The sequence below is a fragment of the Nocardia sp. CY15 genome, assembly GCF_009829295.1.
Lineage (GTDB): Bacteria > Actinomycetota > Actinomycetes > Mycobacteriales > Mycobacteriaceae > Nocardia > Nocardia sputi.
Map to the genome: position 1 here is coordinate 46,931 of NZ_VUOT01000024.1, position 24,289 is coordinate 71,219.

Here is a 24,289-nt window from a genome sequence, read left to right on the forward strand (position 1 = left end):
TACCCTGTTCTCGACAGAGCTACCGGAACGCAGTTGCCACCGCAGCCGAGTCGCCGAAGGGTATCGGACGGCCGATCACTCGAAGCCCCAGCGGATTCGATGACCGAGCGCCGCCCGTATCCCCTGGACACCACGCCCTGGCGACCGGCGCGAGCAACCCACCGAAGAAGGTAGGAATGACGGATACCGCCCAACACACGCAAGGCATCGCGGACTGGGTCGCCACCCGGGGCGGGCGCCGACTGTTCACGATGGTGTTGCCTGATCCACGCTCCGTCACCGATACCACCACGCCCACCGTCGTATTCGAGGCCGGGGCCGGCACGAGCCGATCGTCGTGGGCCAAGGTGCAACCGGAAGTTGCCCGTTTCACGCGAGCGATCGTGTACGACCGCTCCGGCCTCGGCCGCAGTGCGCCCGACTCGGCGGGCCGCACTTTGCATCGCATGGCCGACGATCTCAACGACGTGCTCGACCACTTCGAGCCGGGACCGTTCATCCTTGTCGGCCACAGTGCCGGCGGCCCGATCGTGCGCCTCGCCGCCGCCCGTCGCCCCGATCGGATCGCAGGCCTGATACTGGTCGACCCCGCCGACGAAGCGGCCGATGTGCTGTTCAGCCGCAGCTTCCGCCGAGGCGAGCGCATCGCGCTCGGTGTCGGAACCGTCCTCACGCCGCTGGGGCTGACCAAAGTGCTGTTTCGAAGGCACCTGCGCGACATCCCGGCCGATGTTCGCCGTGACCTGCGGCGAGAGGGATTCACTTCCGGCGTGCTGCGCACCCAGCGGCACCAGGCCCGTACCTTCCTCGACGAGCTCGCCACCTGGCGCGACAACCCGCCCGACCACGGGTCGATTCCGGTCACCGTCATCTCCGGCGGGCGCGTCGGCGACGGGATGAACGCCGCCATCCGCGCCGAGGCCATCGCCTCCCACGCCCACCGCGCCGCACGAGCGCACCAGGGCCGTCACGTCATCGCCGAACACTCCGGCCACTACGTCCCCCTCACCGAGCCGGACCTGATCGTCCGCGAGATCACCAGGATGACAGCGCCGTCGTAGAGCGCGACCGGAGGCGCCCGCGCACTGTGTTCAGCAGTGTGCGAGCGCCGTCCCCGCCTGACCGGCAGGGGTTCCGCGAGTCGCGACGGCCTCGAGCGAAGTGCCCGGACCTTTCTGTGCGGTGAGGTCAGTTCGCGGGAGGTTCGAGCAGCACCGGAAGAGTGAGGGGACCGCTGGTGATGAACTGTGGGCTGTGCGGGATCAGGGCGGGATCACATGCGAGGCTCAGGCGCGGGAACGTGTCGAACAGCGCGGACAGCGCGATTCGGGTTTCCAGTCGTGCCAGCGGCGCGCCGAGGCAGAAGTGCGGCCCGTGGCCGAAGGCCAGTTGGTCGCGATGATCGTGATCGATGTCGAAGACATCGGCGTCGGGATACCGTCGCAGATCCCGTCCGACTCCGGCGAACCACCCGACGATGGCGCCCGCAGGGATGTCGACCCCGGCGATGCTGACGTCCCGTAGCGCGTAGCGGTTGAACATCACGCATGCCGAGGAACGGAAACGCAGTGCCTCCTCCACGACATCCGTCCACCGATCCTCGGCGCGGGCTTTGGCGAGTTGCCCGGGATGGGTGCACAACGCGATGACCGCGTTCCCCAGCAAGTGCACTGTCGTCTCATGTCCGGCGATGATCACCAGCCACAACGTTTGAACCAGTTCCTCCTCGCTCAAACCGTTCTCGACGTCGGCCCGCAGCAGGGCCGAGGTCAGGTCGTCACCGGGTGAGCGCCGCTTGCGGTCGAGAAGTTCGGTGAGATAGGCCAGCATTCCCTCCACGGCGGCCTTCGTCTCGTCCCCTGTGCTGGTGTGTGCCACGACCGTCGTGGCCCAGCGCCGGATCTGTGCTTGTTCGGCCGCGGGCACACCGAACAGTTCGCAGATCACGCGCACCGGTAAGGGTGTTGTGAAGTGGGGCACCAGATCGATCTCGGTGTCGTGATCACGCAGCTCATCGAGGAGTTCGCTGGTGATCTGCCGGATTCGCGGTTCCAGCGCGGCCACTCGGCCGGGGGTGAACGCTTGGCCGATCGCCCTGCGCAACCGGCGGTGATCGTCCCCGTCCTTGTTGAGCATGTGGTCGATGTCGGTCAGCGCGCGCAGGGGCCAGTCCGCCGGGATGGTCCCATCGTGCAACGCGGGGCAGTTGCGGGCGTTCTTGCTGAACAGCGTGCCGTCGCCGGCGAGGACTTCACCGACCGCTTCGTGACCGACCGCGAGCCACGCCTCGACCGCGCCGGGCAGTTCGATCGGAACCACCTGCCCACGTACACGGATTCGCTCATAGGTGTCGAAGATGGATTCTCCAGCGGTGGGCAGCTGGATCACGGCCTCGGTCATGCTGTCTCCCAGGATCGCGAACAGGTGGCGCGCACGCAGCCGGGTCGGTTGCGGCGCCAAGTAGTGTGGACCGCCGCTCCGCGTCGCCTCATCCGAACCGAATTCCTCTGCCTCGGAACGCAATTTCGCGGCACAAAACCGATGGATGGCATCATCGAGATCACGTTCGGCGTCGCCGGAGCCTTCACACTCGGCATCCCCCTGGCGCCCGTGCCGAACTGCCAGCGCACGAACCGTCGCCCGCGACGACGTGCATACGCGCTAGGAGCCCGACCACCCGCAGCGCGAAACTCGCTCAGCCCGGCCTTGGGCGGCGCGAGTGGTGAAACAGGCCACATACCATCACGTCGGCGGTGGCTGTCTCGTCCTCTGATCGAAGACATCCACCTGCCAAGGAGTGCCCCATGCGAACCAAGATCCGGTTCCCCCGCTCGGCCCTTGCCCTCGCCGCCACCATGACCGCGCTGTTCGCGCCGACTGTTCCGGTCGCCAACGCCTGGGAGCCGCCGAGGTCGGACCTGCCCTCCCGATACCTGACGGGTGTCGAATCACGATATGCCGAAACCGATCTCGCTCGATTCCACTACACGGTTTCCGGTAGCGGATCGCCCGTCGTACTGATCGCCGGTGGCGGCTTGTGGGGCTACTCTTGGCGAGAGGTGGCCCCCGCGCTCGCCCTGCGGCACACCGTCTACGTAGTGGACCTGCCCAGCCAGGGCTACACCGAATCACGCAGCGCCGAGTTCGCCTTCGACCTGCCCGCCATGGCGGACGCCATCGCGAGCTTCCTCGACGCCGTCGGCTTGCATCGCGCCGCGCTGGTCGGGCACTCCTGGGGTGGAGCCTGGAGCCTGTACTTCGCCGAACAGCATCCCGAACGCGTCGAGCGGCTGGTGCTCTTGGACTCCCCCGGGCTGGACGCCGAGAAGGCGCCGATCACACCCTTGTTCCAAACCCCGGTGATCGGTGAACTGACCACCGACCTCATGACCCGGTCGCTCTACGCCGAGAGCATCCGCGGTACGTTCACCCACCAGGAGCTCGTCACCGACGAACTGATCGATGAGTTCTACGAGCCGTTCTCGCGGCCCGCCAACCGCGACGGTTTCCTAGCCCTGTGGCGAAATCTCGACTACCGCCGCACCGACGCCGGACTGCACCAGGTGAGCGCACCCACCCTGGTGATCTGGGGCGGCGACGACCAATGGCTGCCGTCCTCCCAGGCGACCCGCCTGGCCGACCGAATCCCCCATGCCGAAGCGGTTATCTTCCCCGGCTGCGGCCACACCGTGCACGAGGACTGTCCCGCCGCGGCGATCCCCCGGATCACGACCTTCCTGAACTGATCACCACGAACGGGAGCAGCCGAGCACCGGAACAGAACGCCGGATTCGTCCGGTTGTCAGGGTTGGCGGATCGGGGACTGCCGTCAACCCGCCCGCTGGTCGACGGGACGCGAATACTGCGGCTCGGCCGTGTCAGCGCGCGTCGCTAGTCTGCCGACATGGTCTCACCCGATTCGGCACTGCGCCGCCTGCTGCGTGAAACAGGAAAACTGCTACAGCAGTACGGGTTCGACGGCGCCGACCCCACCTGGATACGGGTCGAGCCCGGCGGTGTCGCCTCCGTCGGCCGCACCAGGGTCACCCGCACATGGGTCAGCGGACAGCAAGTGCTCAGCTTCGGCTTGGACCTGAACGCCACACCGACCGCCTGGTGGGAATACTGCAACTGGCGCAACGCACGACGGGGCCTACCGCCCACACCGTTGGAGAAAGCCACCGGCCCCGACCTCATCGACACCCATCCCCTACCCGACCGGCTGACCACGCCGTGGTCTCTGCGCCTGGACCCGGCTCAACCGGGCCAACACGTGCTGCAGACCGACATCGACGCCATTCGCAGCGAACTGCCCTCGCGCGTGCACGCATACGCGCGCAGAGCGCTCCGACTCGTGGAGCCCGGTCGCTACCTCGACGAACTCTGCTCTCGGCCCGACCCGCGGATACAGACCTGGGAGGCCGTCACAGTCCTGCTCGCCGAACGCGGACCAGGACCAGAACTCGACGACGCGATACACCACCTGCGCCAAGGCCGCGCGGACAACGACGACTCGGCTCACGCACAGGAGGTCATCGCCTATGCGCGGACCCGAGCCGCCCTGGTCTGAGCACGCGGCACCGGTCAGGGCTGGACTTGGGACAGCCCGAACGCGGCGAGGAATCCTGCCACGATGATCAATCCGATCCACAGGTGTGCGTCGCCTAATGCTTCGGGGATCATCGTGTCGGCGATCATCGCCAGGATCGCTCCGCCCGCGAGCGCGGTGATCGCGGCCAGCACGGCGGCGGGGACCCCGCCGAGCAGCCCGTACCCGGTCATGGCCGCGACCGCGCTGATCACCGCGATCCCTCCCCACAGGGTGAACACGTATCCGCGGCTGCGTCCGGCTCGCAGCATTCCCGAAGCACTGGACAGGCCTTCGGGAACGTTGCTGATGAACACCGCGGCCACCGTGACCACACTCACCGTGCCGCCGCCGACGAGGCTGGTGCCGATCACCATCGACTCCGGTATCCCGTCCAGCAGCGCGCCCAACGCGATCGCGGTGCCGGAACCGGATTGCTCGGCTTCGGAAGGTTGCTGATCACCCGAGCGTTTCCGGTGATGCGCACCGCGACGCGCGAGCACCACATTCGCCAGGGTGTACAGCACTGCCCCCGTCACAGCGCCCGCGGCGGTCACGGCCATCCCGCCGCGTTCGTGGGCTTCGGCGATCAACTCGAACGACACCGCCGACAACAGCACGCCGCTGCCGAAAGCCATGACACCGGCCACCACTCGTGCCGGGATCCGCTTCGAAAGGCCCGCCAGCGCTCCGATCAGCAACGCTGATCCCGCCAGCAACCCCCAGCCACCCGCGACCAATACTCCAGGCACTCTTCATCCCTCATCCACACACGGTGACAACCGAAACCACGCTCACTACGAGCTATCCGACCGCCCCGATCCCAAACGTCCACGCTCGCAACCGGGACGATCCTCACTCGTGCGCGTGGCGACCCGGGCTGCCCCGCCCGTGTCGGCGACGTGGCAGATCAGTGGCACGACCATCCGCCGCTGCCTGTTTGGCCGTTCGAACCGGGGGTACGGTCCGATCACATTCGTTCGCATCGTCGGCGCGCGCGCCGGACAGTTGGCAGAAGGGAGCGACCACGACCATGGATACCCATGTACCGACTGTCGGTGTCGAAGAGGAATTCCTGCTGACCGATCCGGAAACAGGCGCCCCGACGCCCAAGAACACCCAGGTCGCCGAAGCGGCGAAGAAGGCGGACATCGACCTGCAACTGGAACTGACCAGCTGTCAGGTGGAGACCAGTAGCGGTGTCCACTCCGATATCGGCGACCTACTCACGGAGTTGCGCACGCTGCGCAGGACCGTCGCCGAATGCGCGGCCGACAACGACGCTCGACTGCTCGCCGTCGCGGTGCCCCCGACGGTGCCCGAGGAGTTCCCGGTCACCGACACGCCTCGATACCGGCGGATCGCCGACACCTTCGGCATGATCGCCCATGAGCAAGGATTGTGCGGCTGTCACGTGCATGTGGGTGTCCCCGACCGGGACACCGCGATCCTCGTCGGCAATTACGTGCGCCCGTGGTTGCCGGTGTTCCTGGCGTTGACCGCCAACTCCGCGATCTACCGTGGCAGCGAGACCGGGTACGCGAGTTGGCGCAGCATATTGTGGCGGCGCTGGCCGAGCGCGGGACCACCTCCGTACTTCGCTTCCGTCGACGACTACGACTCGATCGTGGCGATGATGCGGGCCAGCGGCAGCATCCTGGACAACAAGATGGTGTACTGGGACATCCGGCCCTCGGAATCCTTCCCCACGGTGGAGATTCGCGTCAGCGACGTCCCCGCCACCGCGGAGGAAGCCGCACTCCTCGCCGCGCTGATCAGGGCTACCGTCGCCACGGGCTTGCGATCGATCGAACGGGGTGAGCCCGCCCCGCCCATCCCGGCCGAAGTACTTCGCGCCGCCTACTGGAACGCCGCGCGGTCGGGGCTGGACGGCGGCGGACTCGACCCGCTCGAAGGCCGGGTAGTCCCCCACCGCGACTTGCTGGACAAACTCGTCGGTCACATCGAGCCCGCGCTCCGGGAGTCCGGTGACCACGCCTTCGTCGCGCGGGCGATCGTGGCTCTGGACGCGCGTGGCAACGGCGCCCGGCGTCAGATCCGAGCCAGGCGCGCCCGCCACGAAATCGCGGACGTGGTCGCGGAACTGGCACACGCGACCCTCGAGGGATGCGCTTGAGCAGCCCGTCCCAGCTCGACGGTCATCGGCGGACAGCTGATGGCGGATCCGGCCGGCGCTCGAATGGTGCCGGTGTCATCGAACCGCACCTTCGCGGCGCACTCGTCGACGCCGACCGGCCCGTGCTCGTCCTCTCCCCTGGCGCCGCCGCCCGGCGAGGGAGCGCGATATCGTCGGAGCATGCAGTCCCGGCCGCTGACTCTGATCCAGGACGACCTCGTCGACTACGACAAGGCCATGGAGCGCATGACCGAACTGGTCGAGCAGCGCCACAGCGGCGCGCGGCCGGATACGCTGTGGCTACTGAGTCATCCGCCGGTCTACACCATTGGTCGCCGGACGCCACGAGAACACCTGCCGGACCCGGCCCACCACATCCCGGTAGTGCAGACCACTCGCGGGGGCCAGCTCACCTACCACGGACCCGGTCAGCTGGTCGGCTATCTCATCGTCCGGCTCGGCGCAGGCGAAGGGGTGGTCGACTACATCCGTGAGGTCGAGTTCCGCCTGATCGAGGCACTCGGCCGCCTCGGTGTTCCCGCCGAACGCCGCGACACCCCACCCGGCTCCGAACTGCTCACCGGCGTGTGGACCAAGCAGACCGACCGCAAGATCGTCTCCATCGGCATGCGCCAGAGCCGTGGTATCACCAGCCACGGCTTCGCACTCAATGTGGACGGTGATCTCGACCCCTGGCGCTGGGCTGTGGCCTGCGGACTCCCCGACGTCGACATGACCTCCGTCGCGCGCGAATCCGGGACAACGACCATGGAGCAAGTGCGCCGGACCGTCGCCACCGCCTTCGAAGCGAGCTGACCGCAGAGTTCGCGAACGATTCACCGACCGCCGAAGACGATATCCCGGCACGTCTGCGCCCGGTCTGCGGATACTTCCGTACCTCCACACGGCAGCAGCGATGAAGGTCGGCACCGCGGTTTCAGCGATATAGGAGAACCACGGGGTCGGTACCCGGTGCAGCGCAGCGACCTTGCAGGCGAGAGCCAGGGATGAGCTGCGCAGTTTCCACGGCGGGCATCGTAGGAGTCGCGACGGACATCCCGCCACATCTGATCGGCCGAACCATCCGAGAACCCGGCCGGTAGAGGTCGGCAGTCCTGATACCGAGGCGTCAGGCGCGCGCCGCGGGCACCAATCGCGCTCGGGAGGTCAATGCGCGCGTGCCCGTCTTCACGACCTTCGCGTAAGCGGCGGTCGCGGTCCGGTCGCCGGGCTGCAAAGAGATTCGCAGGAGTTGCCGGGTTCGGTCGTGCAGCAGAGTTCGCACGGCGAAGTCCGGAAGGGCGCGGGGCAACCAGACGTCGGGCCGCAGCAGTTGCGGCGCGAGCTTGTCGGTGTCGGGGGTGACGGCCAGTTCGGTGGCGCACACCGATTCCAGGTAGTCCTCGAAGTCCGCCCAGGTCCGCGGCATGTGCCGCGCCGAGATCCCGTACCGCCGATACCACTCGCAGCAATCGGCGTACAACGCCTTCTTCTCGTCGACACTCAGGGGGCGGTCGAAGGTTTCGATGGCCGTGTACAGGGTGTCGACGTAGGTGGCGTGCTGGAAGAAGAACAGTTCGGGCGTCAGGCCGCTGTAGCGCTTGCCCCGGCTGTCGACGCCGTGCACCACCCCGTGCCCGTACAGGATCGCCGGGTGCGGATCGCACAGGGTGTACGCGAGGTAGATCATTCGCGACACCGTCCGCTTCTTGTGCGCCCACAAACTGCTCGGCGCGTGATCGACGATGGCAGCCGCGACGGATGGGTGCAGTATTTGCAGCCCGACCGCGCGGGGCAGAGTGAGGGCGAAACGGCGGTCGCCGAGGTAACGACCGAGAAGGGAACCACGTTCCAAGGGCGTGGTTTTCATTCCCGCAGCCTTGCCCGAGCGACGACCGGCGCCATCCAACCGGGCGCCCACCAGTTGGCGGTTCCTGCTGTCCGCATGGCGGCGGGGACGAGGATGGTGCGGACGAGGGCGGCGTCCAGGTACCCGCCTGGACCCACGCCCTGCCGAGATGCCGCCTGGTTCGTATCAGGACCACCGGCTTCGTTGTCATACAACACTTTCCGGGTCACGATATGATCGCCCACAACACCTCCTGAGTGTATGAGAAAGTATACGTTCCATTATCTCATCAGTCACCTCCGCGAGGTCGCATGGGACTCGAACGGCCGACCACTGCCGGATTCGGCCCACTTGCGACATGGTCCACAACTCCGTGTCACAGCAGGGTGACTCCCGGGTCCGTCGAAGATTCCTGCCCGGGAATATTGCGGATGGCGGGTGAGTTCGAGCCGGTAGGCGAACCGGCCCCGCCCCGTCACCGACTCGAAATGCGCGTATAGCACTCGCACCGATCCTCGATCAAATCCTCGATCTCGGCATTGACACCGACGCTTCCGGTCGCCGTCCGATCGCGGCATTATGCGTTACCGGACGTATCCCAAACCCCGGCGTCCAGCGTGCTGTCACACCACAGAATCCGCGTGTCGATTCGCGTCGGCGGCGCGTGTGAAGAATGCTCACAAGTACGAAATCAATTGTCCGCCTGAGCATAACGTGCCATATGGAGCGGACGGAAATGATCGGAGAAATAGCGGTGGTACTGCTGTGGGTGGCAATCGTTGCCATCGTCCTGATTCTGCTCAGCGGTGCGGCCGCGGCCATGGTTTGGGATCCGAACTCCCGGCGTAGGGCTCGGGCGATTAAGAAGGGTGCCGCACTGCCGGTGACGAGCATGCGGACCGGGCACGAAATTTGGCCACACCGGCACTGAGGGGTCGCGCCTCGATCGTGTTCCGTCTTCGCTCACCCGTCCGGCGACCGACTCGACAGCACTTCGCATCGAATTTGCCAGACGGTTGCTATTTGTTCAGCATTCGGGCCTGCGAGCACCTGTTCACCGGGTAGGTTGAGATGCCAGGAACACTGCGCCGCACTTGCCTGGGCGTCTGAACGCGGCGCAGGCGCCAAGAATTGCCGAATGAGCGGAGGTGCAGCGATGACGGGCACAGATGCCGCTCCCGAAGCCTGGCCCGCCTTGCGCGTCGATAGCTGGACTTCTACTCGCGAGACGCTGCATATGTGGACACAGATTGTCGGCAAGATCAGGCTTTCGCGCGCGCCGCTGGTCAACCATTGGTGGCAGGTCACTTTCTACGTCAGCCCGAGGGGACTCACCACCTCCGCCATCCCGCACGCGTCCGGTTGCTTCGACATCGAATTCGACTTCCTCGACCACCGGCTGCACATCCGCTCCAGCGACGGCCGCACCCGCCAGGTCGCGCTCGAGCCCAAGCCGGTGGCGGTCTTCTACGGCGAAACCGTCCAAGCGCTCGGTGAACTCGGCATTCCGGTGCACATCCAGGCCAGACCCAACGAGGTCGAGCCCGCCGTCCCGTTCGCCGACGACTACGAGCATCGCTCCTATGACGCCGCGTCCGCCACCTTGTTCTGGCGCCAACTGATCGCCGCCGATCGCGTCATGCACCAGTTCCGTTCGCGTTTCCTCGGCAAGGTGAGCCCGGTGCACTTCTTCTGGGGCGCGATGGACCTGGCATGCACCAGATTCTCCGGGCGGGCCGCGCCGCCACACCCGGGCGGCGCCCCCAACTGCGGCGACTGGGTCATGGTCGAGGGCTACTCGCACGAACTGAGCAGTTGCGGCTTCTGGCCCGGGGGCGGGACCGAAGGCGCTTTCTATGCCTACGCGTACCCGGAACCCGTCGGCTTCGCCGACTACCGGGTCGGCCCGCGCGCAGCCTCCTACAGCGGCGACTACCGGCAGTTCCTCCTGCCGTATGAGGCAGTTCGCACCGCCGAAGCGCCCGAATCGGCGCTGCTCGAGTTCCTCGACACGACATATGCGGCCGCCGCCGAACTCGGCCACTGGGACCGCTCGGCCCTGGAGGCGGACCCGGGCCGCTGGAACCACAAGCGCCGGCCCCCGACGTAATGTGGCACAGCCGTGATCGGCCGAGCCGGGAGAGTGCCGCGACAGCGACGGTCACGCTCCTTCGACCCACCTCGGCGACACGCCTCGGCATGCCGTCCATGGCGGAGCCCCTGCTCACCTGCCACACCCCGAAGCCGCTTCGCGCCCGGCCGAACGGCACGTCGGACAGGGCGTAAGACTTCCACCCGCCCGGGGTGACCGGCCTCGTCGGCCTGATCAGCGCTTACATCATCGCTCCCACTCCTGGGAATAGTTGTGCATATATCGGTCCACTGATCAATGTATCGTTATATGACGGCACGTTAATCGACGGGATAGAACTCATGCAGAACACGAGGATGCGCGTAACAGTAGGTCGAGTGGTGGCTTCGGCGCTGATCGGCGGGGCGGTCGTGACGGCGGCGGCCATCGCCTCGCCGGAGCCCATCGTGACCACCACAGCGGACCGGTACTCCCACGACCCTGCCGACAAGCGCGGTTCCGGCGTGGGAAGACGGGGCCTGAGCAGCAACCACGGCGGATACCAAGGTCGCAACGAACGTCCCTGCCAGTACACCCCGGAGGGGTACTGCACCGGAGGGCGTTGACCCGACTGTCGCTACGGCGGGCCGGATCGTCCGGGCACCCCGCATGGGCCGCCCTTCCGTGTGCATCGAACCGAGCAATCGAGACCAGCGATCGGATACGAAGACACCGGCCCGACAGAGGCCGTCGGGCCGGTGGTCACGCGTGCGGGGCCGTGCGTCAGCCGATGATCGCGTTCATGATGGTGCCCGCGCTCGTCGCCACCGCGCCGCCTGCCATCGCACTGGCGACCATTTTCGGCGACTGGAGGGTGCCGCCGTTCCATTTCTCCCACGCGAACCTGCCGCCGCCGTAAGTGATCGCCGTGATTCCGGAGAGCTGGACCAACCAGGTGAAGTAGCGGCCCAGCTGCATGAATTTGTCCGCGATCGGCGGCTCTTCCGCAGTCGGATTTTCGAACTGCTGCGCGACCACGGTGTCGTGCAGCGCGGCGAGGATCATGCTCACGTTCGTTCTCCTTTTCGCATGCCGAGGTGATGCTGGAGACAGATTCGAGAGAAAGAGCTGCGGCTACCGAGCAGTTCGGCGCACCACGGGCACCGCGACATCCACGGCCGCCGATCCGGCGGTCCCGTGTCGTGGTCGTGTGCCGCTTTACGAGCGATGACCGGGAAAACTCGTGACAAGATCAATTAGACCGCATGGCGAAGGTGTATTCCCCGCGACACACCGTAGTGCGCATGATTCAACTCACAGGCACGTGCCGTGCCGGAGAAGGCTGCGACCTTTAGGATTTCACTCAGTGCAGGGGCTGACATGATGTCGGTGCAGTGCGGCGCCGAACCTTCCGCTGAGATCACCGTGACCGCGGGGAGGGCACAATGCACACCGCTTTCTTGATTCCACTGCTCATCACACTATTGATCGTCACCGCGACGGCAGTCGTGGCCGGTTATGCCACCGTTGTCGCAGCGTATTGGTTCGAGCTGCGCTCGACCGAGAGACACGGTGGCCGACCGGATATTTCACCTCGCTGACCGGGGCGGAACACCGAACGCGCCGGGGCGTCGATCCGACACTGCGGCGCGTTCAGCCGTTCAGCCGTTCAGACCGATGCCACCGATTCGGCGAGCACCGTCCGGCCGATCCACGGCAGGACCGCATCCCGGACGCGCACCGTCCGCGGCAGCAGACCGTTTGCGGTCAGCAGATCCGCCGCGTGCTGCTGCTCGTCCAGGAAATCCTCGGATACGGGTTCGACGCCGAACGGCCTGCCGCGCAGGGCGGCTTCCCACTCGTCCAGGCTCGCGGTGGCGCCACGGGCGATCGCGTCGTCCACGAAGTACTGAGCGGCCGCTCGCGGGTTCTCCCTGATCCAGGCGTCGGACTGCTGCAAAGCGGTGATGATCGCCGTCAGCGCCGCGCGATTGTCTTCGGCGAAGTCCCGGCGGGTGAACCACAGCGAGGGATGGCTGAACAGGGACTCGGTGTCCACGAGGGTCCGCAGCTCGGTGGCCGCCTCGACCGCCGCGAGACCCGGGTACGCGCCGACCCAGGCGTCCAGGTCACCGCGCAGCAGCGCCGCGCCGCCGTCGTGCACGTCGGTGTCCACCGGCTCGATGTCTCGCCAGGCAAGTCCCGCTCGGTCCAGCGCGAGCAACGCGAGGGTGGTCTGCCAGGAACCGTGCGCGATGCCGACTCGCTTGCCCTTCAGATCCAACACGGTCTCGATACCGGAATCGGCCTTGGTGACCAGGCGGCCGTTCTCCACCCGAGGTCCGGAGATGCCGACGTAGACGATGTCGCGCCCGCCCGCGAGCGCGGTCAGCGGCGGTGTGAAGCCGGTGCCGATGAAGTCGTAGCCTCCGGTGAACAGATGATCCGAATGCAACGACGGCAGTCCCGTCCTCGGGTCGACCGGCGCCGGGCGGGGCAGGTCACGCAGGTCGACCCATTCCGGATCGGGCAGCAGCTTTTCCAAGATGCCGCGGTGGCGCAGGACGAACAGTGAATTGTTGTGCGGGAAGTAGCCGACACGAACGGTCATGATGGTCCTCGATTTCGGTGGGTGGCGCCGGTCAGATCAAGCCGCGTCGGCGGGCTTCGTCGGCGAGTCCGCTGCGGCTCCACTGCACCGCCAGGTTGGACGGATCGAATTCGACCGCGCCGCCGAGGGTTTCGGCGATCGCCTGATATTGCGCGCCCTCCTCGAGCAGCACGACGAACTTCGCCAGCTCCAGCAACCCCGAGCGGCCGATCACGTTCGCGCCGCCGTTCGCTTCGAAGATCGCGACCAGGTCCGGGTCGTCGACCAGCTTCGACAGGATGAAATCCCCCGCCCCGATGCTGCGATCGATGTGCGGCGGAATGGCCCTGGACAGGGTGAGGCGCTGCGAGGCCGCGTATCGGATCGGCAGCGTGCGGTGAGTCTGCGCCCATCCGCCCAGCCACGGCGTGTGGATGTGCACCACGGAGGTGATCTCCGGATGCGCGCGGAACACCTTCGCGTAGCCGGTGACGAAGCCGGCGGAGCCGGTCCCGGACAGCACCTCGCCGTCGAAGGTGGCGATCACCGGCGCGACGGTACGGTCGTCGGCCCACGGCCCCGGCTCGTTCAAGGCGACGGCGATCTCCTCGCCCGGCACGCGTTCCACGAAGTTGACGGTGCCGTTGCCGGAAACGGTGCCGGTCTCCCGGAACACTCGGAACGCCTTCTGCGCGTCGCGGGTGGCGGCGGCGACGAAAGCGGTGACGGACTCCGGCAATCGGGTCTCGGTGGTGGTCATTGTCTCTCCTGAATCATCGAGCGGGGGAAAGGGACGTCGCGGCGGCAGACGCGGTGAGCCGGGACCGGCCGAGCAGTGGAAGCACCTCTTCGCCGACGCGGTAGGCCTCCTCCAGGTGCGGGTTGCCAGCGAGGATGAACGCGTCGACGCCGAGGTCGATCAGCTCGTCGAGCCGCTGCGCCACCTGCTCGTAGCTGCCGACCAGGCCGAACGCCGGTCCGCCGCGGATCAGGCTGAACCCGCACCAGACGTTGGGCTGTACTTCCAGGTCGCGGTACCCGGTGATAATTTCGGGCACCCAGCCCTGGATACGGGCGGCGCCGACCGAATCGCCCTTGGCGGCCCGCTCGGCCGCGCCGCGGTCGACGAAGGCCCAGCCCTTCTCGATCTCCGCCCAGGCCGCCTCCTCGGTGTGCCGGGCCAGGATGTCGATGCGGACGGCGAATCTCGGTGTCCGGCCGATCGTCGCGGCGTGTGCGCGCACGCCGTCGAACTTGGCGCGCAGATCGCCGAACGGCTCCAGCCAGGACAGGTAGTAGTCGGCGTGCTTGCCTGCGGCTTGGACCGCGGCGGCCGAGGACCCCGAGAAGTACACCTCGGGGAACGGCTGCCCGGCGATGCCCGGCGCAAGCGCGGCGCCCTCGGTGCGGAAGAACCGGCCGTCGTGGTCGTAGGGCTCGCCGTCCCACACGCCGCGCAGCACGTCGAGGAATTCGCTGGTGCGCGCGTAGCGATCGTCGTGCGCCACTTTGTCGCCCCACCACAGCTGGGCGGGCCCGCCGCCGCCGCTGATGATGTTGTAGACCAGCCTGCCGCCGGTAGCGCGCTGCAAGCTCGCCGACATCCGCGCCGCCTGCACCGGATGCAGGAAGCCGGGCTGGAAGGCGACCATGAACCGGTAGGTGGTGGTCTCCCCGGCCAGCGCGGCCGCGACCGCCCACGGGTCGTCGGTCACCGGGAACGACGGCAGCAAGCCGCCGAGGAAACCGGCCGATTCGGAGGCTTTCGCCACCGCCGCCATGTGGTCGATGTAGCCGTAGCCGTCGAGTGCGCCGCCACGGATGGCGGGGGCGATGTTGCCCGGCCCGTAACCGCCTGCGTGGCCGCGGTTGTATCGGCGCGGGGTGCGCAGCGAGGCGTGGTCACCCTCCATGCCGATGCGCCAGTAGATGTCGATGGTCATGCGGTTGCCTCCTGAGCGGTCAGGGTGCGCCCGACCGGGTCGGCGAGGAACAAGAGATGTTCGCCCGCGCGATGCAGTTCCTCGATGTGCGGGTGCCCCGAGAGCACCACGCTGTCGACGCCTGCCTCGGCGTAGGACGTAAGGCGGTGCGCCACCTGGGCGTAGCTGCCGACGAGGCCGATGCTCGCGGCGTATCCCAGGTCGGCGAACCCCGACCAGCGGCCGTCGCCCAGATCGTGTTCCCGTGCGCCGGGTCCATCCGGGTGCACCTCGCGCCACTGCCGTTCGACGCGCGCCCACGCCTCGTCCTCGGTTTCCCGCGCGATGACCGGCAGCTCCAGTCCAGCCCGTACCGTCCGTCCCGCCGCCGCGGCGCGAGCGCGCAGGGCGCCGATCGCGGTCCGCACGCCCGCCGCGGTCTCGGTGAAAACGTGCACGTCCCCGTGCTGGGCCGAAAGCTCGAGCGCCGCGGCGGAATCGCCGGACAGGTAGACCGTGGGGAACGGCAGCCCCGACAGGATGCCGCGAAAGCCACCGTCGATCACGTCGTAATGAGCGCCCGCGTAGTGGAACCCGGTGCCCGCGAATCCCGCCGCGGCCACCGGAGCGTCGTTCCATACGCCGCGGGCGACGGTGAGGAATTCAGCCGCCCTGGCGTAGCGGTCGTCTCCGGTGACGCGATCGCCGCGGGTCCGGGCGTCGGCGGGGTCGGTGTCCACGGCCGGCCGCCATGCCAGGCGTCCGCCCGAAATATGTTGCAGGGTCGCGGACATCTTCGCGGCGTAGACCGGTGTCCCGAAGGCGGGCTGGAATTCGACGACGACGCGGGAGTATCGCGTGCCGCGCAGCGCGCCGCCCGCGACGATCCACGATTCCTCGCCGTCCGGGTCGTAGGGCGCGAGCACCCCGTCCAGTCCGGCCAGTTCGGCGGCATCGATGATCTGGGCGAGGTCGTCGAACGGGCCGTACCGTCCCGGCCGCAGGTCGGTCGCGGGTGTCCCCGGCACGGGTCCGCCGAAGCCGCCGCGGTTGCGCTGTCGCGGTCGGGCGTGGCGGCCGTCGCCGCGGGAAGGCAGACGCCACAGGAACTCCGTCATGCGGGCACCCGCCCGGACTCGACGAGTTCCCTGGCCCGGGCCAGCGGTTCGGGCGCGACCCAGGAGTCCAGGTCGAAATCGGCGGCGAGGAAACCGTGTGTGTAGAGGAAGTGCTTCTGCACGCCGAGCAGCTCGATCCGCTCTTCCGACAGCGAGGGGTGCAGGTCGCGGTGGAAGTTCTCGCCGTACGCCGCGACGACACCCTCCGGGCCGGACAGCGTTTCCCGTTGCAACACCTCCCGCACCCCGTGCAAATCGCCCGCGGCCCAGTCCGCCGCCCGCAGACTCTGCGCGAGGAACTCCACGACCACCTCCGGACGCGCCTGGAGCAAGTCGGCGTGCACGGTGATCGGGCGGGGGGTGCCGTTGTTGACCCGCGAGCGTTTGGCGTCGGTGGCGTCCAGATCCACGGCGACGCGCAGACCGTGCTCTCGCGCGACTTCCTGAGCGCGGGCGCCCTTGACGTAGACGGCGTCCACTTCGCCGCGCAGCAGTTCCTCGACACCCCAGGTGACGGCGCGCCGGTTCGCCTGGACTTCGGTGCGCACCTGCGGGTTCCGCTCGACGCCGAGTTCGACGATGGTCACGTCGGCCAGGGTGTGTCCACCGAGCCACAGTGCGTTCGCGAAGCCGTGCAGGGCCATCGCCCGGGGGAAGCTGCGCGCCTGGTCCTGTGCCCACGCGGGAACGCCGACGCGCAGCCCGGTCAGCTCGGCGGGGCCGCGGACCGTCGAGTCCGGACCGACCAGAATGGCCTGTGCCTCATCGATCCAGGTCAATCCGATCAAACGGGTCGGCGATCCCTGTGCGCGCGCCGCGAGGGCCGGAACGTTGCCGCCCTCCCGGATCAGCCCGGACAGGTCGTGCAGGAAGTGGTGGCCGGCCAGCTCCGGTCCAGCGTCCTGGAGGACGCCGAAGTCGAGCCCGGCCCGCGTGGCGGTATCGCCGAGCCAGCCGAGGCTGTGCGCGAGCCCGCTCGCGGTCGGAACCGGGCAACGGGTGTACCAGAGGGTGTCGGTCATGGGGCACTCCTTGGAGCGGGCGTGGTGTGACCCACGCCGAGCTGGGTGAGGAAAAGGGATCGGTAGCGCAGGGTCTCGGGGTCGGCGCGGTCGCGCGGGTGGGCCACGTCGATGTCGACATCCACGGCGAAGCGCCCGTTGTCCAGGATCAGCACCCGGTCGGCCAACCGGATCGCCTCGTCGACGTCGTGGGTCACCATCAGTACCGCGGGACGGTGCCGGGCGACGAGGTCGCCGACCAGATCCTGCATCTGCAAGCGGGTCAGCGCGTCCAGCGCCGCGAACGGCTCGTCGAGCAGCAGCAGTTCGGGGTCGCGCACGAGGGCGCGAGCCAACGCAGCGCGCTGCGCTTCGCCGCCGGAGAGTGTGGCAGGCCACTGCCGGGCTTTGCCGACGAGGTTGACCTCGGCGAGCGCACGCAGTCCCGCTTCCCGGTTGTGCCGGGACCGGCGCTGCCCGACGATGACGTTCGCCAGCACCCGTTTCGAAGGGATCAACCGCGGCTCCTGGTACACGGTGGTGCGCCTGCCGGGGACGAGCACCTCCCCTGCGTCCGGCGCTTCGAGTCCGGTGAGCAGGCGCAGCAGCGTGGTCTTGCCGGTGCCGCTGGGCCCGAGCAGGACGACGAACTCGCCGCGCCGGATGGTCAGATCGGTGCCGTCGAGAACCGTCTTGTCGCCGAAGGACTTCCGCAGGCCGGTGATCGATACCGCGACCGCTTCGGTCGGCGCGGGCGCGGTGGTCAGCTCCGCTCCGGGTTCGGTGACGGCGGTCATCGGATCGCCACCTGTCCGCGCCATGGCATCGCGAAGCGCTCCGCCAGCCGAACCAGCCCGTCGAAGACCAGACCGAGCAGCGCGTACAACACGACGCACAGCACCATGTAGTCCGTGCGGTTGTACTCCTGGGCCAAGGTGACCAGGTAGCCCACACCCTCCCTGGTGCCGACCTGTTCGGCAGCGATGAGACCGGTGATGCTGATGGACAAGCACACCCGCAGCGCCATCAGCACCCCGGGCAGCGCCGAAGGCAGGACGACCTCCAGCACCAGCCGCGGGCCCGCCAGCCCGAAACCGCGGGCGGCCTCGACCATCTTGCGGTCGACGTTGCGGACGCCGAGGTAGGTGTACGCGTACATCGGCGCGACCGTCGCGACGGCGATGAGCAGCACCTTGTACAGCTCGTCGATGCCGAACCAGGCGATGAACAGCGGCACCAGCGCGAGGAACGGCACCGCGCGCAGGATCTGCATGGTCGAGTCGACCAGTTCCTCACCGAGGCCGGACAACCCGGACAGCAGCCCGAGCGTCAACCCGATGGCCACGCCGATGCCGACGCCGAGCGCGGCGCGCACGAACGACGCGACCGCGAAGTCGACCAGCTGGCCGGTGCCGAGCAGCTCGGTGAATGCCGTCCACACGGCGGGCGGGCCCGCCAGCACACGCTCGGAGAGTGCTCCGGTCGCGGAGCCCACCCACCAACCGGCCACGATCACTGCCGGAAGCAGGAACCGTAACGGCACCGAGAACCAAGTGGGCCTGCGCTTTCCGACGCGGCTACGGGGCGGGGCGAGCTCGGTGGGCCCCGGCCCCGCCGCGGCGATCACCGCCATCTCAGCTGCCCGCCTGGACCGATGCCAGCTGCTCGGGCGTCAGCTTGGACTTCAGGTCGTAGAAGATGTCCGCGGCGGTGATCCTGCGGGTGATGACGCCGTTGTCGAAGAAGGTGTTCACCACGTCGGCCAAGGCGGCGGCGTCCGCCTCGTTCGGCAGGTGCGGCACGCTGGCCTCGGCGCCGACCCGGTGGGCGTCCGACAGCCGCTGGCCCGACAGCGCGCGCGGACCGGTCTTCTCGAAGACGTTCTCGAACTCGGCCGGGTTGGCCCGTTGCTTCACCGACAGACCCTGCAGCACTTCGAGATACTTCGCCGCCACGTCCGGGCGCTGCTCGAGCACCTCGGTGCGGAACACGACGACCGTATTGTCGTTGGAGCCGATACTCTTCTCGGTGGCGATCTCGACACCGCCGTTGGCCTTGGCCTCCTGGTAGGGCACCAGGAACGACGCCCAGCCGTCCACCTTGCCGGTCGCGAACGCTGAAGCGGCGTCCTTCTGTTGCAGCGGAACCCGCGTCACTTTGTCGGCCGGGACCCCTGCCTGCGCGAGCGCCTTGAGCAGGATGTACTCGCCCTTGGCGGCGGGATTCACCGCGACGCGCTTGCCGACCAGCTCGGCGACCGAACGCACGCCCGATTCCGGAGCCACGATGATGCCGCTCTGATCCTTGCCCGCCGGATCCTGTACCGCGACGATCCGCACGCCAACGTCCTTGGACAGCGCGCCGACGACGGGGCTGAACGCCGCGCCGGACACGTCGAGTTCTCCGGTGTTGAACAGCTTCAGGTTCGAGCTGAAGCCGGGGGTGATACCGACCCACTCGATCTTCGCGCCGAGCGGCGCCAGCGCCGCGTCGAAGGTTCCGTCGCGCTTGCCGACCGCCAGCGGCCCGGAGTTGCCGGGATCGGCGACCTTCAGCACGAAAGAGGATCCCGCGCCGGTGTCGTCGTCGGCGTCCGAACCACACGCGGCGACGAGTGCGACTAAGGGAACGATCGCTAGCGCGATGCGCATGAGGGCTTGCCGCCTGCGGGACATCGTGAGGACTCCTTGTCGGAAATGTCGATCAATGCCTTCGCAGAGTAGGGAGGAGGAGACCTGGTCACGAGGTAATGCTTTCCGTGGATCGGAAAGCTTGACATATCGGGGTCAGTGCCCAGCTCGCCCGAAACCCCCCTTACTTCCGCTCCTAAACGGAGTGTTGCGGAAGTATCCACCTTGACCTTCTCATCGCTTTCCAAATATCGGAAAGATCGAACGGTTTGGTCCGCAGCCCTGTGTTACCGTCGCATTCGTGGAACCCTCCGGCGTGCAGACCGTCACCCGCGCTCTCTCGGTCTTGGACTGCTTCCGCGACGGCCGGGAGCGCGGCGTCTCGGAGGTGGCGCGGCAGCAGGGCCTGGCGGTGAGCACCACGCATCGCCTGCTGGCCACGCTCGTGCAGGCGGGATTCTTGGAGAAGAACGCCGAATCCAGCAGGTATCGCATGGGCAGCGCACTCGCGGAGTGGGGACAGATCGCCTACCGCCAGCACCGGATCTACCTCGCCGAACCATATCTGGAACACCTCGCGGGCACCACCGGCGCCAGTTGCTCGGTCGCCACCCGCCACGGGATCCACGCCGTACTGCTCGGCACCAGCCGGTGGCGGGAGACCGACGGGCACGCGCTCCAAGGCGTACGCCTGCCCCTGCACGCCAGCGCGCTCGGCAAGGCGCTGCTGGCCTGGTCCGAGGCCACCGACGAGCAGCTGCGCGAGCTGCCTTACGACGAAGGGACCGAGCGCTCGGTGTCCGGGCCGGGCGAGCTGCGCGCGGAACTGGTCACCACACGCGAGCGCGGGTACGCCTACAACGACGAGGAACTCGATCCCGGATTCCGCACCATCGGGCTGCCCATCCTCGACCCGGCGGGCCGCTGCCGGTTCGCGCTGGGTCTGCGCGGCCCCACGACGTTGATGATTCCCGAACGCGTGCCGTTCTTCGTCGAACTCGCGAAGGTCACCGCACAGGAGATCTCGGCCGGATTCGCCGCCGCCGACCAGGTCTGAGCGAAGATCGGGATCATCCGGTCGAATCACCGTGTGCCAGATGTTCGCACCCCTATCCTTGACGCGTAATTCGTCACACGGGGTCGTCATTCGGGAGGCGACAGCGGTGCCGCGCCGGCTGTGCCCGGCGCCGCCTCGGAAGGGAGTCGCCATGCCGGACGGTCACGCGTGGGTGCGCGCCGGGTCGCCGATCAAGCTCGACACGAACCTCGCGCACGAGGCGCGGGTCTACGACTATTGGCTCGGCGGCAAGGACAACTACCCCGCCGACCGCGCGCTCGGTGACACGATCGCCACGCACATTCCCGGCATCCGCGATATGGCTCGCGCCAATCGCGCGTTCCTCGGCCGGGCGGTGCGCTGCCTCGCCGGCGAGGCGGGCATAGATCAATTCCTCGACATCGGCGTGGGCCTGCCCACAGCCGGCAGCACGCACGAGGTGGCCCAGCGGATCGATCCGTCCGCGCGCGTAGTCTACGTCGACAACGACCCTCTCGTACTCGCCCACGCCAGAGCCTTGATGGCGGGCAAACCACCAGGCCGGATCGCGTTCCTCGACGCCGATCTCCGCGATCCGCGCGCCATTCTGGACGCGCCCGTCCTGGCCGACACTTTCGACCCGGACCGGCCGATCGCGATAATCCTGGTGGCGATCATGATGTTCCTACCCGACAGCGCCGATCCGCACGGCGTCGTCGGGAGGCTGCTGGACGCGGCGCCGTCGGGCAGCTACCTGGTGCTCACCCATTCCACCGCCGATTTCGACCCGCGTGCGATGGCGCGCGCGACGGCCGCGGCCGAGCGGGCGGGCATCGCGTTCCGGCCGCGCAGCCGCGAGGAAACCGAAACCTTCTTCACCGGCACCGAACTCCTGGAGCCGGGTGTCGTGCCGATCACCGCCTGGCGTGCGGAATCGGATGCCGAGCCGCGATCAGCCTGGTACTGGGCGGGGGTCGGGCGCAAGCCCTGAGCCGAAGCGGGCGACGTTTGAGCCGTCGCGGCGCGGCAATCACGTCGGATGGACCCGACGGCCGCGGACGGCGAAGGCGGTGAACATGGGCGAAGACGTCGAGAAGCGCTGGCGCGATCCGCGCGGCTTCCGCCGCGCCGTGACCTACGTCGCCTCGGTGCTCGCCACCGCCGCGCTGGTCTTCGTGCTGATCCTGCTGTGGGCCGCCCAGCGCGAGTGCGCGGAACGGGACAGGCTGCTGTGTGACAGCGCCGCGCAGGTCGCCGTGGTGCTCGGACCGTCCGCGATCCTGCTGATCGGCGGCATCGGCGCCTTCGTCGAAACCTATGTGCAGTGGCGCCGCGGCCGGACCTGGCCGATCTGGCAGGGTGCGGGCTGGTTCCTGTTCGTGCTGATGGTGGTGTACCTCGGAATCGGCGGCGGCGCCGTCGCGCGTTGATCAGTCGGCGACCCGCACGACCACCTTGCCGAAGTTACGCCCCTCGAGCATGCCGATGAACGCCTCGGGCGCTGCCGCCAAGCCGGGCACCACGTCCTCGAGATAACGCACACGACCCTCGGCGACCCATTCCCCCATCTGCCGCAGGAAGTCCGGGAACAACTCGCGGACGAACTCGGTCTGGATGAATCCGCGCACCGTCAGGCTCTTGGTCAGGATGCGGCCGTAGTAGGCGGGCAGCCGGTCCGGCCCCTCCGGAGCGCCGGCCGCGTTGTAGTTGGCGATCAGCCCGCAGACGGGCACGCGCGCGTAGGTGTTCAGCAGCGGATAGACCGCGTCCGCCACCGCGCCACCGACGTTCTCGAAATAGACGTCGATGCCGTCGGGCACCGCCGCCGCCAACTGCTCGGTGAAGTCGGGGGCGCGATGGTCGAGCGCGACGTCGAAGCCGAGTTCGTCCAGGTAGGCGACCTTGCGTGGCCCACCCGCGATGCCGACCGTGCGCGTGCCGCCGATCTTGGCGATCTGGCCGACGGCCGAGCCCACCGGTCCGGTGGCCGCGGCCACCACGAGTGTCTCCCCCGGCTGGGGTTTGCCGATCTCGCGCAGTCCCGCGTAGGCCGTGAACCCGGGCATGCCGAGTACACCCAGTGCGGTCGAGACCGGGGCCTTGCCCGGGTCGAGCTTGCGTAGCCCACGCGCCGGGGCGACGTCGTGGGTCTGCCACCCCGAATAGGCCAGCACCACATCGCCTTCCGCGACCGACGGGTCGCGGGATTCGAGCACTTCGGCCACGGTGGCGCCGACCATCACCCCGCCGATCTCCACCGGGTCGGCGTAGGACTCGGCCGAGCTCATACGGCCGCGCATGTACGGGTCGAGCGACAGGTAGAGGGTGCGCAGCAGGACTTCGCCCTCATCCGGTGCGGGGAGCTTCGCGATCTCGGTCCGGAAATTCTCCGGGGTGGGCGCGCCCACCGGCCGGGAAGCAAGCACGATTCGCGTCGACTCGACCATGCGCCCCACCCTAACCGGAAACGCGGGCGCCGGACGTCCGCGCCTGATCGTGTCCGGCGCTCACCACGACGGCGCTTTCGGCCCCAGGAACAAGCCGCCGTTCACCTCCAGCGTCTGGCCGGTGACCCAGCGCCCGTCGTCGGAGGCGAAGAAGGCCACCGCGTCGGCGATGTCCGCGCCGCTGCCGACGCGCTCCAGCGCGGTCATGCCCGCGACGCCCGCGATCGCGCCGTCGTTGGTGTGCAGCCAGGAGTTCATGTCGGTGTCGGTGATGCCCGGCGAGACCGTGTTCACCGTGATCCCACGCGGCCCCAGCGTGTTCGCCAGCGACCTGCTCAGCACGTTGAGCGCGCCCTTGGTCATGCCGTAGACGACCTCCGGCGTGGCGAACCAGGTGACGCCGGAGGAGATGTTGACGATGCGCCCGCCGTCGCGCAGCAACGGCAACGCCCGCTGGACGATGAACAGCGGCGCCCGTACGTTGACCGCGAACAGCCGGTCGAAGTCCTCGGGCGTGGCCTGCTCGACGGTGGCCTCGTAGGCGATGATCGCGGCGTTGTTCACCAGGATGTCCAACGGCCTGCCGCCCAAGCCTGCCGCCAATTCGCCGAACAGCTGGTCGATGTCGCCCTCGACGCCCAGTTCGGCGCGCACCGGGAACGCCCGGCCGCCCGCGCGCCGGATCGCCGACACCGTCGCTTCGGCCGCCTCCTTGTTGGTGCCGTAATGCACGGCCACCTCGGCGCCGTCGGCGGCAAGGCGCTCGGCGATGGCCCGGCCTATCCCCCGCGAGGCCCCGGTAACCAGGGCGGTCTTCCCGTTCGACTCGGTCATTCCGCACTCCCGCACTCTTGTTATGGAACGTTCCCTAACATCATTGACAAGCGCTACTGTAGACCC

At 68.1% G+C, this 24,289-nt stretch carries 25 protein-coding genes; 10 read left to right on the forward strand and 15 right to left on the reverse strand.

Going from position 1 to position 24,289, the window contains the following annotated elements:
* Positions 1–176 precede the first annotated feature (176 nt).
* Positions 177–1,061, forward strand: a complete 885-nt coding sequence (locus tag GVY39_RS23795; protein ID WP_159928251.1) for an alpha/beta fold hydrolase — start codon at positions 177–179, stop codon at positions 1,059–1,061.
* 127 nt (positions 1,062–1,188) lie between these two features.
* Here GVY39_RS23795 and GVY39_RS23800 read toward each other — a convergent pair whose 3' ends face one another.
* Positions 1,189–2,400, reverse strand: coding sequence for a cytochrome P450 (locus GVY39_RS23800; RefSeq protein ID WP_159928253.1), 1,212 nt, complete (start codon positions 2,398–2,400; stop codon positions 1,189–1,191).
* Between the two features lie 404 nt (positions 2,401–2,804).
* On the opposite strand from GVY39_RS23800, the gene GVY39_RS23805 reads away from it, so the two are divergent.
* Positions 2,805–3,746, forward strand: coding sequence for an alpha/beta fold hydrolase (locus tag GVY39_RS23805; protein ID WP_159928255.1), 942 nt, complete (start codon positions 2,805–2,807; stop codon positions 3,744–3,746).
* Between the two features lie 158 nt (positions 3,747–3,904).
* Complete coding sequence (locus GVY39_RS23810) at positions 3,905–4,570, forward strand: hypothetical protein (RefSeq protein WP_159928257.1); 666 nt, start codon at positions 3,905–3,907, stop codon at positions 4,568–4,570.
* A gap of 14 nt (positions 4,571–4,584) precedes the next feature.
* Here the strand turns inward: GVY39_RS23810 and GVY39_RS23815 are convergent, their stop codons facing one another.
* Positions 4,585–5,340: a ZIP family metal transporter gene (locus GVY39_RS23815; RefSeq protein WP_159928259.1), complete on the reverse strand. Its 756-nt coding sequence runs from the start codon at positions 5,338–5,340 to the stop codon at positions 4,585–4,587.
* 281 nt (positions 5,341–5,621) lie between these two features.
* Here GVY39_RS23815 and GVY39_RS23820 point away from each other — a divergent pair, with 281 nt between their 5' ends.
* On the forward strand, positions 5,622–6,725 hold the full coding sequence (locus tag GVY39_RS23820) for a glutamate--cysteine ligase (protein WP_159928261.1): 1,104 nt from the start codon (positions 5,622–5,624) through the stop codon (positions 6,723–6,725).
* 180 nt (positions 6,726–6,905) lie between these two features.
* Positions 6,906–7,541 carry a lipoyl(octanoyl) transferase LipB gene (lipB, locus tag GVY39_RS23825; RefSeq protein WP_159928263.1) on the forward strand — a complete coding sequence of 212 codons (636 nt, stop codon included), beginning with the start codon at positions 6,906–6,908 and terminating at the stop codon, positions 7,539–7,541.
* A 313-nt stretch (positions 7,542–7,854) separates the two neighbouring features.
* Here the strand turns inward: lipB and GVY39_RS23830 are convergent, their stop codons facing one another.
* Together GVY39_RS23830 and GVY39_RS23835 are read right to left on the reverse strand one after the other, a co-directional pair.
* On the reverse strand, positions 7,855–8,595 hold the full coding sequence (locus GVY39_RS23830; protein ID WP_159928265.1) for an oxygenase MpaB family protein: 741 nt from the start codon (positions 8,593–8,595) through the stop codon (positions 7,855–7,857).
* Positions 8,592–8,819 carry a hypothetical protein gene (locus GVY39_RS23835; protein WP_159928267.1) on the reverse strand — a complete coding sequence of 76 codons (228 nt, stop codon included), beginning with the start codon at positions 8,817–8,819 and terminating at the stop codon, positions 8,592–8,594. The genes GVY39_RS23830 and GVY39_RS23835 overlap by 4 nt, the downstream gene beginning before the upstream one ends.
* 911 nt (positions 8,820–9,730) lie before the next feature.
* Between GVY39_RS23835 and GVY39_RS23840 the strand changes: the two genes are divergently transcribed.
* Together GVY39_RS23840 and GVY39_RS23845 are read left to right on the forward strand one after the other, a co-directional pair.
* The gene (locus tag GVY39_RS23840; RefSeq protein ID WP_159928269.1) at positions 9,731–10,684 is read left to right on the forward strand and encodes a DUF5996 family protein; all 954 of its coding nucleotides are present in this window, start codon (positions 9,731–9,733) and stop codon (positions 10,682–10,684) included.
* A 338-nt stretch (positions 10,685–11,022) separates the two neighbouring features.
* On the forward strand, positions 11,023–11,271 hold the full coding sequence (locus GVY39_RS23845; RefSeq protein WP_159928271.1) for a hypothetical protein: 249 nt from the start codon (positions 11,023–11,025) through the stop codon (positions 11,269–11,271).
* Positions 11,272–11,428: 157 nt separating this feature from the next.
* Here GVY39_RS23845 and GVY39_RS23850 read toward each other — a convergent pair whose 3' ends face one another.
* From GVY39_RS23850 to GVY39_RS23890, 9 genes are all read right to left on the reverse strand, one after another.
* Positions 11,429–11,710, reverse strand: a complete 282-nt coding sequence (locus GVY39_RS23850; RefSeq protein WP_159928273.1) for a hypothetical protein — start codon at positions 11,708–11,710, stop codon at positions 11,429–11,431.
* A gap of 604 nt (positions 11,711–12,314) precedes the next feature.
* Positions 12,315–13,256 carry an ABC transporter substrate-binding protein gene (locus GVY39_RS23855; RefSeq protein ID WP_159928275.1) on the reverse strand — a complete coding sequence of 314 codons (942 nt, stop codon included), beginning with the start codon at positions 13,254–13,256 and terminating at the stop codon, positions 12,315–12,317.
* Between the two features lie 31 nt (positions 13,257–13,287).
* Positions 13,288–13,995 carry a class II aldolase/adducin family protein gene (locus GVY39_RS23860; protein WP_159928277.1) on the reverse strand — a complete coding sequence of 236 codons (708 nt, stop codon included), beginning with the start codon at positions 13,993–13,995 and terminating at the stop codon, positions 13,288–13,290.
* A 13-nt stretch (positions 13,996–14,008) separates the two neighbouring features.
* Positions 14,009–15,178, reverse strand: a complete 1,170-nt coding sequence (locus GVY39_RS23865) for an LLM class flavin-dependent oxidoreductase (protein ID WP_159928279.1) — start codon at positions 15,176–15,178, stop codon at positions 14,009–14,011.
* Positions 15,175–16,275 (reverse strand): LLM class flavin-dependent oxidoreductase, encoded by a 1,101-nt coding sequence (locus GVY39_RS23870; RefSeq protein ID WP_159928281.1) that lies wholly within the window; start codon positions 16,273–16,275, stop codon positions 15,175–15,177. Before GVY39_RS23870 ends, GVY39_RS23865 begins: the two co-directional genes overlap by 4 nt.
* A complete protein-coding gene (locus GVY39_RS23875; RefSeq protein ID WP_159928283.1) occupies positions 16,272–17,297 on the reverse strand; it encodes an ABC transporter substrate-binding protein in 1,026 nt (341 codons plus the stop codon). The genes GVY39_RS23870 and GVY39_RS23875 overlap by 4 nt, the downstream gene beginning before the upstream one ends.
* Positions 17,294–18,073, reverse strand: a complete 780-nt coding sequence (locus tag GVY39_RS23880) for an ABC transporter ATP-binding protein (protein WP_236565629.1) — start codon at positions 18,071–18,073, stop codon at positions 17,294–17,296. Before GVY39_RS23880 ends, GVY39_RS23875 begins: the two co-directional genes overlap by 4 nt.
* A complete protein-coding gene (locus GVY39_RS23885; RefSeq protein ID WP_159928287.1) occupies positions 18,070–18,909 on the reverse strand; it encodes an ABC transporter permease in 840 nt (279 codons plus the stop codon). Before GVY39_RS23885 ends, GVY39_RS23880 begins: the two co-directional genes overlap by 4 nt.
* Position 18,910: 1 nt before the next feature.
* A complete protein-coding gene (locus GVY39_RS23890) occupies positions 18,911–19,951 on the reverse strand; it encodes an NrtA/SsuA/CpmA family ABC transporter substrate-binding protein (protein ID WP_159928289.1) in 1,041 nt (346 codons plus the stop codon).
* A gap of 256 nt (positions 19,952–20,207) precedes the next feature.
* On the opposite strand from GVY39_RS23890, the gene GVY39_RS23895 reads away from it, so the two are divergent.
* The 3 genes from GVY39_RS23895 (at position 20,208) to GVY39_RS23905 (ending at position 22,372) form a co-directional block, all read left to right on the forward strand.
* Positions 20,208–20,963, forward strand: coding sequence for an IclR family transcriptional regulator (locus tag GVY39_RS23895; protein WP_159928291.1), 756 nt, complete (start codon positions 20,208–20,210; stop codon positions 20,961–20,963).
* Positions 20,964–21,114: 151 nt separating this feature from the next.
* Positions 21,115–21,933, forward strand: coding sequence for an SAM-dependent methyltransferase (locus GVY39_RS23900; protein WP_159928293.1), 819 nt, complete (start codon positions 21,115–21,117; stop codon positions 21,931–21,933).
* Between the two features lie 85 nt (positions 21,934–22,018).
* Positions 22,019–22,372, forward strand: coding sequence for a hypothetical protein (locus GVY39_RS23905; RefSeq protein WP_159928295.1), 354 nt, complete (start codon positions 22,019–22,021; stop codon positions 22,370–22,372).
* On the opposite strand, the gene GVY39_RS23910 is transcribed toward GVY39_RS23905, so the two are convergent.
* Together GVY39_RS23910 and GVY39_RS23915 are read right to left on the reverse strand one after the other, a co-directional pair.
* On the reverse strand, positions 22,373–23,389 hold the full coding sequence (locus tag GVY39_RS23910) for an NADP-dependent oxidoreductase (RefSeq protein ID WP_159928297.1): 1,017 nt from the start codon (positions 23,387–23,389) through the stop codon (positions 22,373–22,375).
* A 60-nt stretch (positions 23,390–23,449) separates the two neighbouring features.
* Complete coding sequence (locus tag GVY39_RS23915; protein ID WP_159928299.1) at positions 23,450–24,223, reverse strand: SDR family oxidoreductase; 774 nt, start codon at positions 24,221–24,223, stop codon at positions 23,450–23,452.
* Positions 24,224–24,289 lie beyond the last annotated feature (66 nt).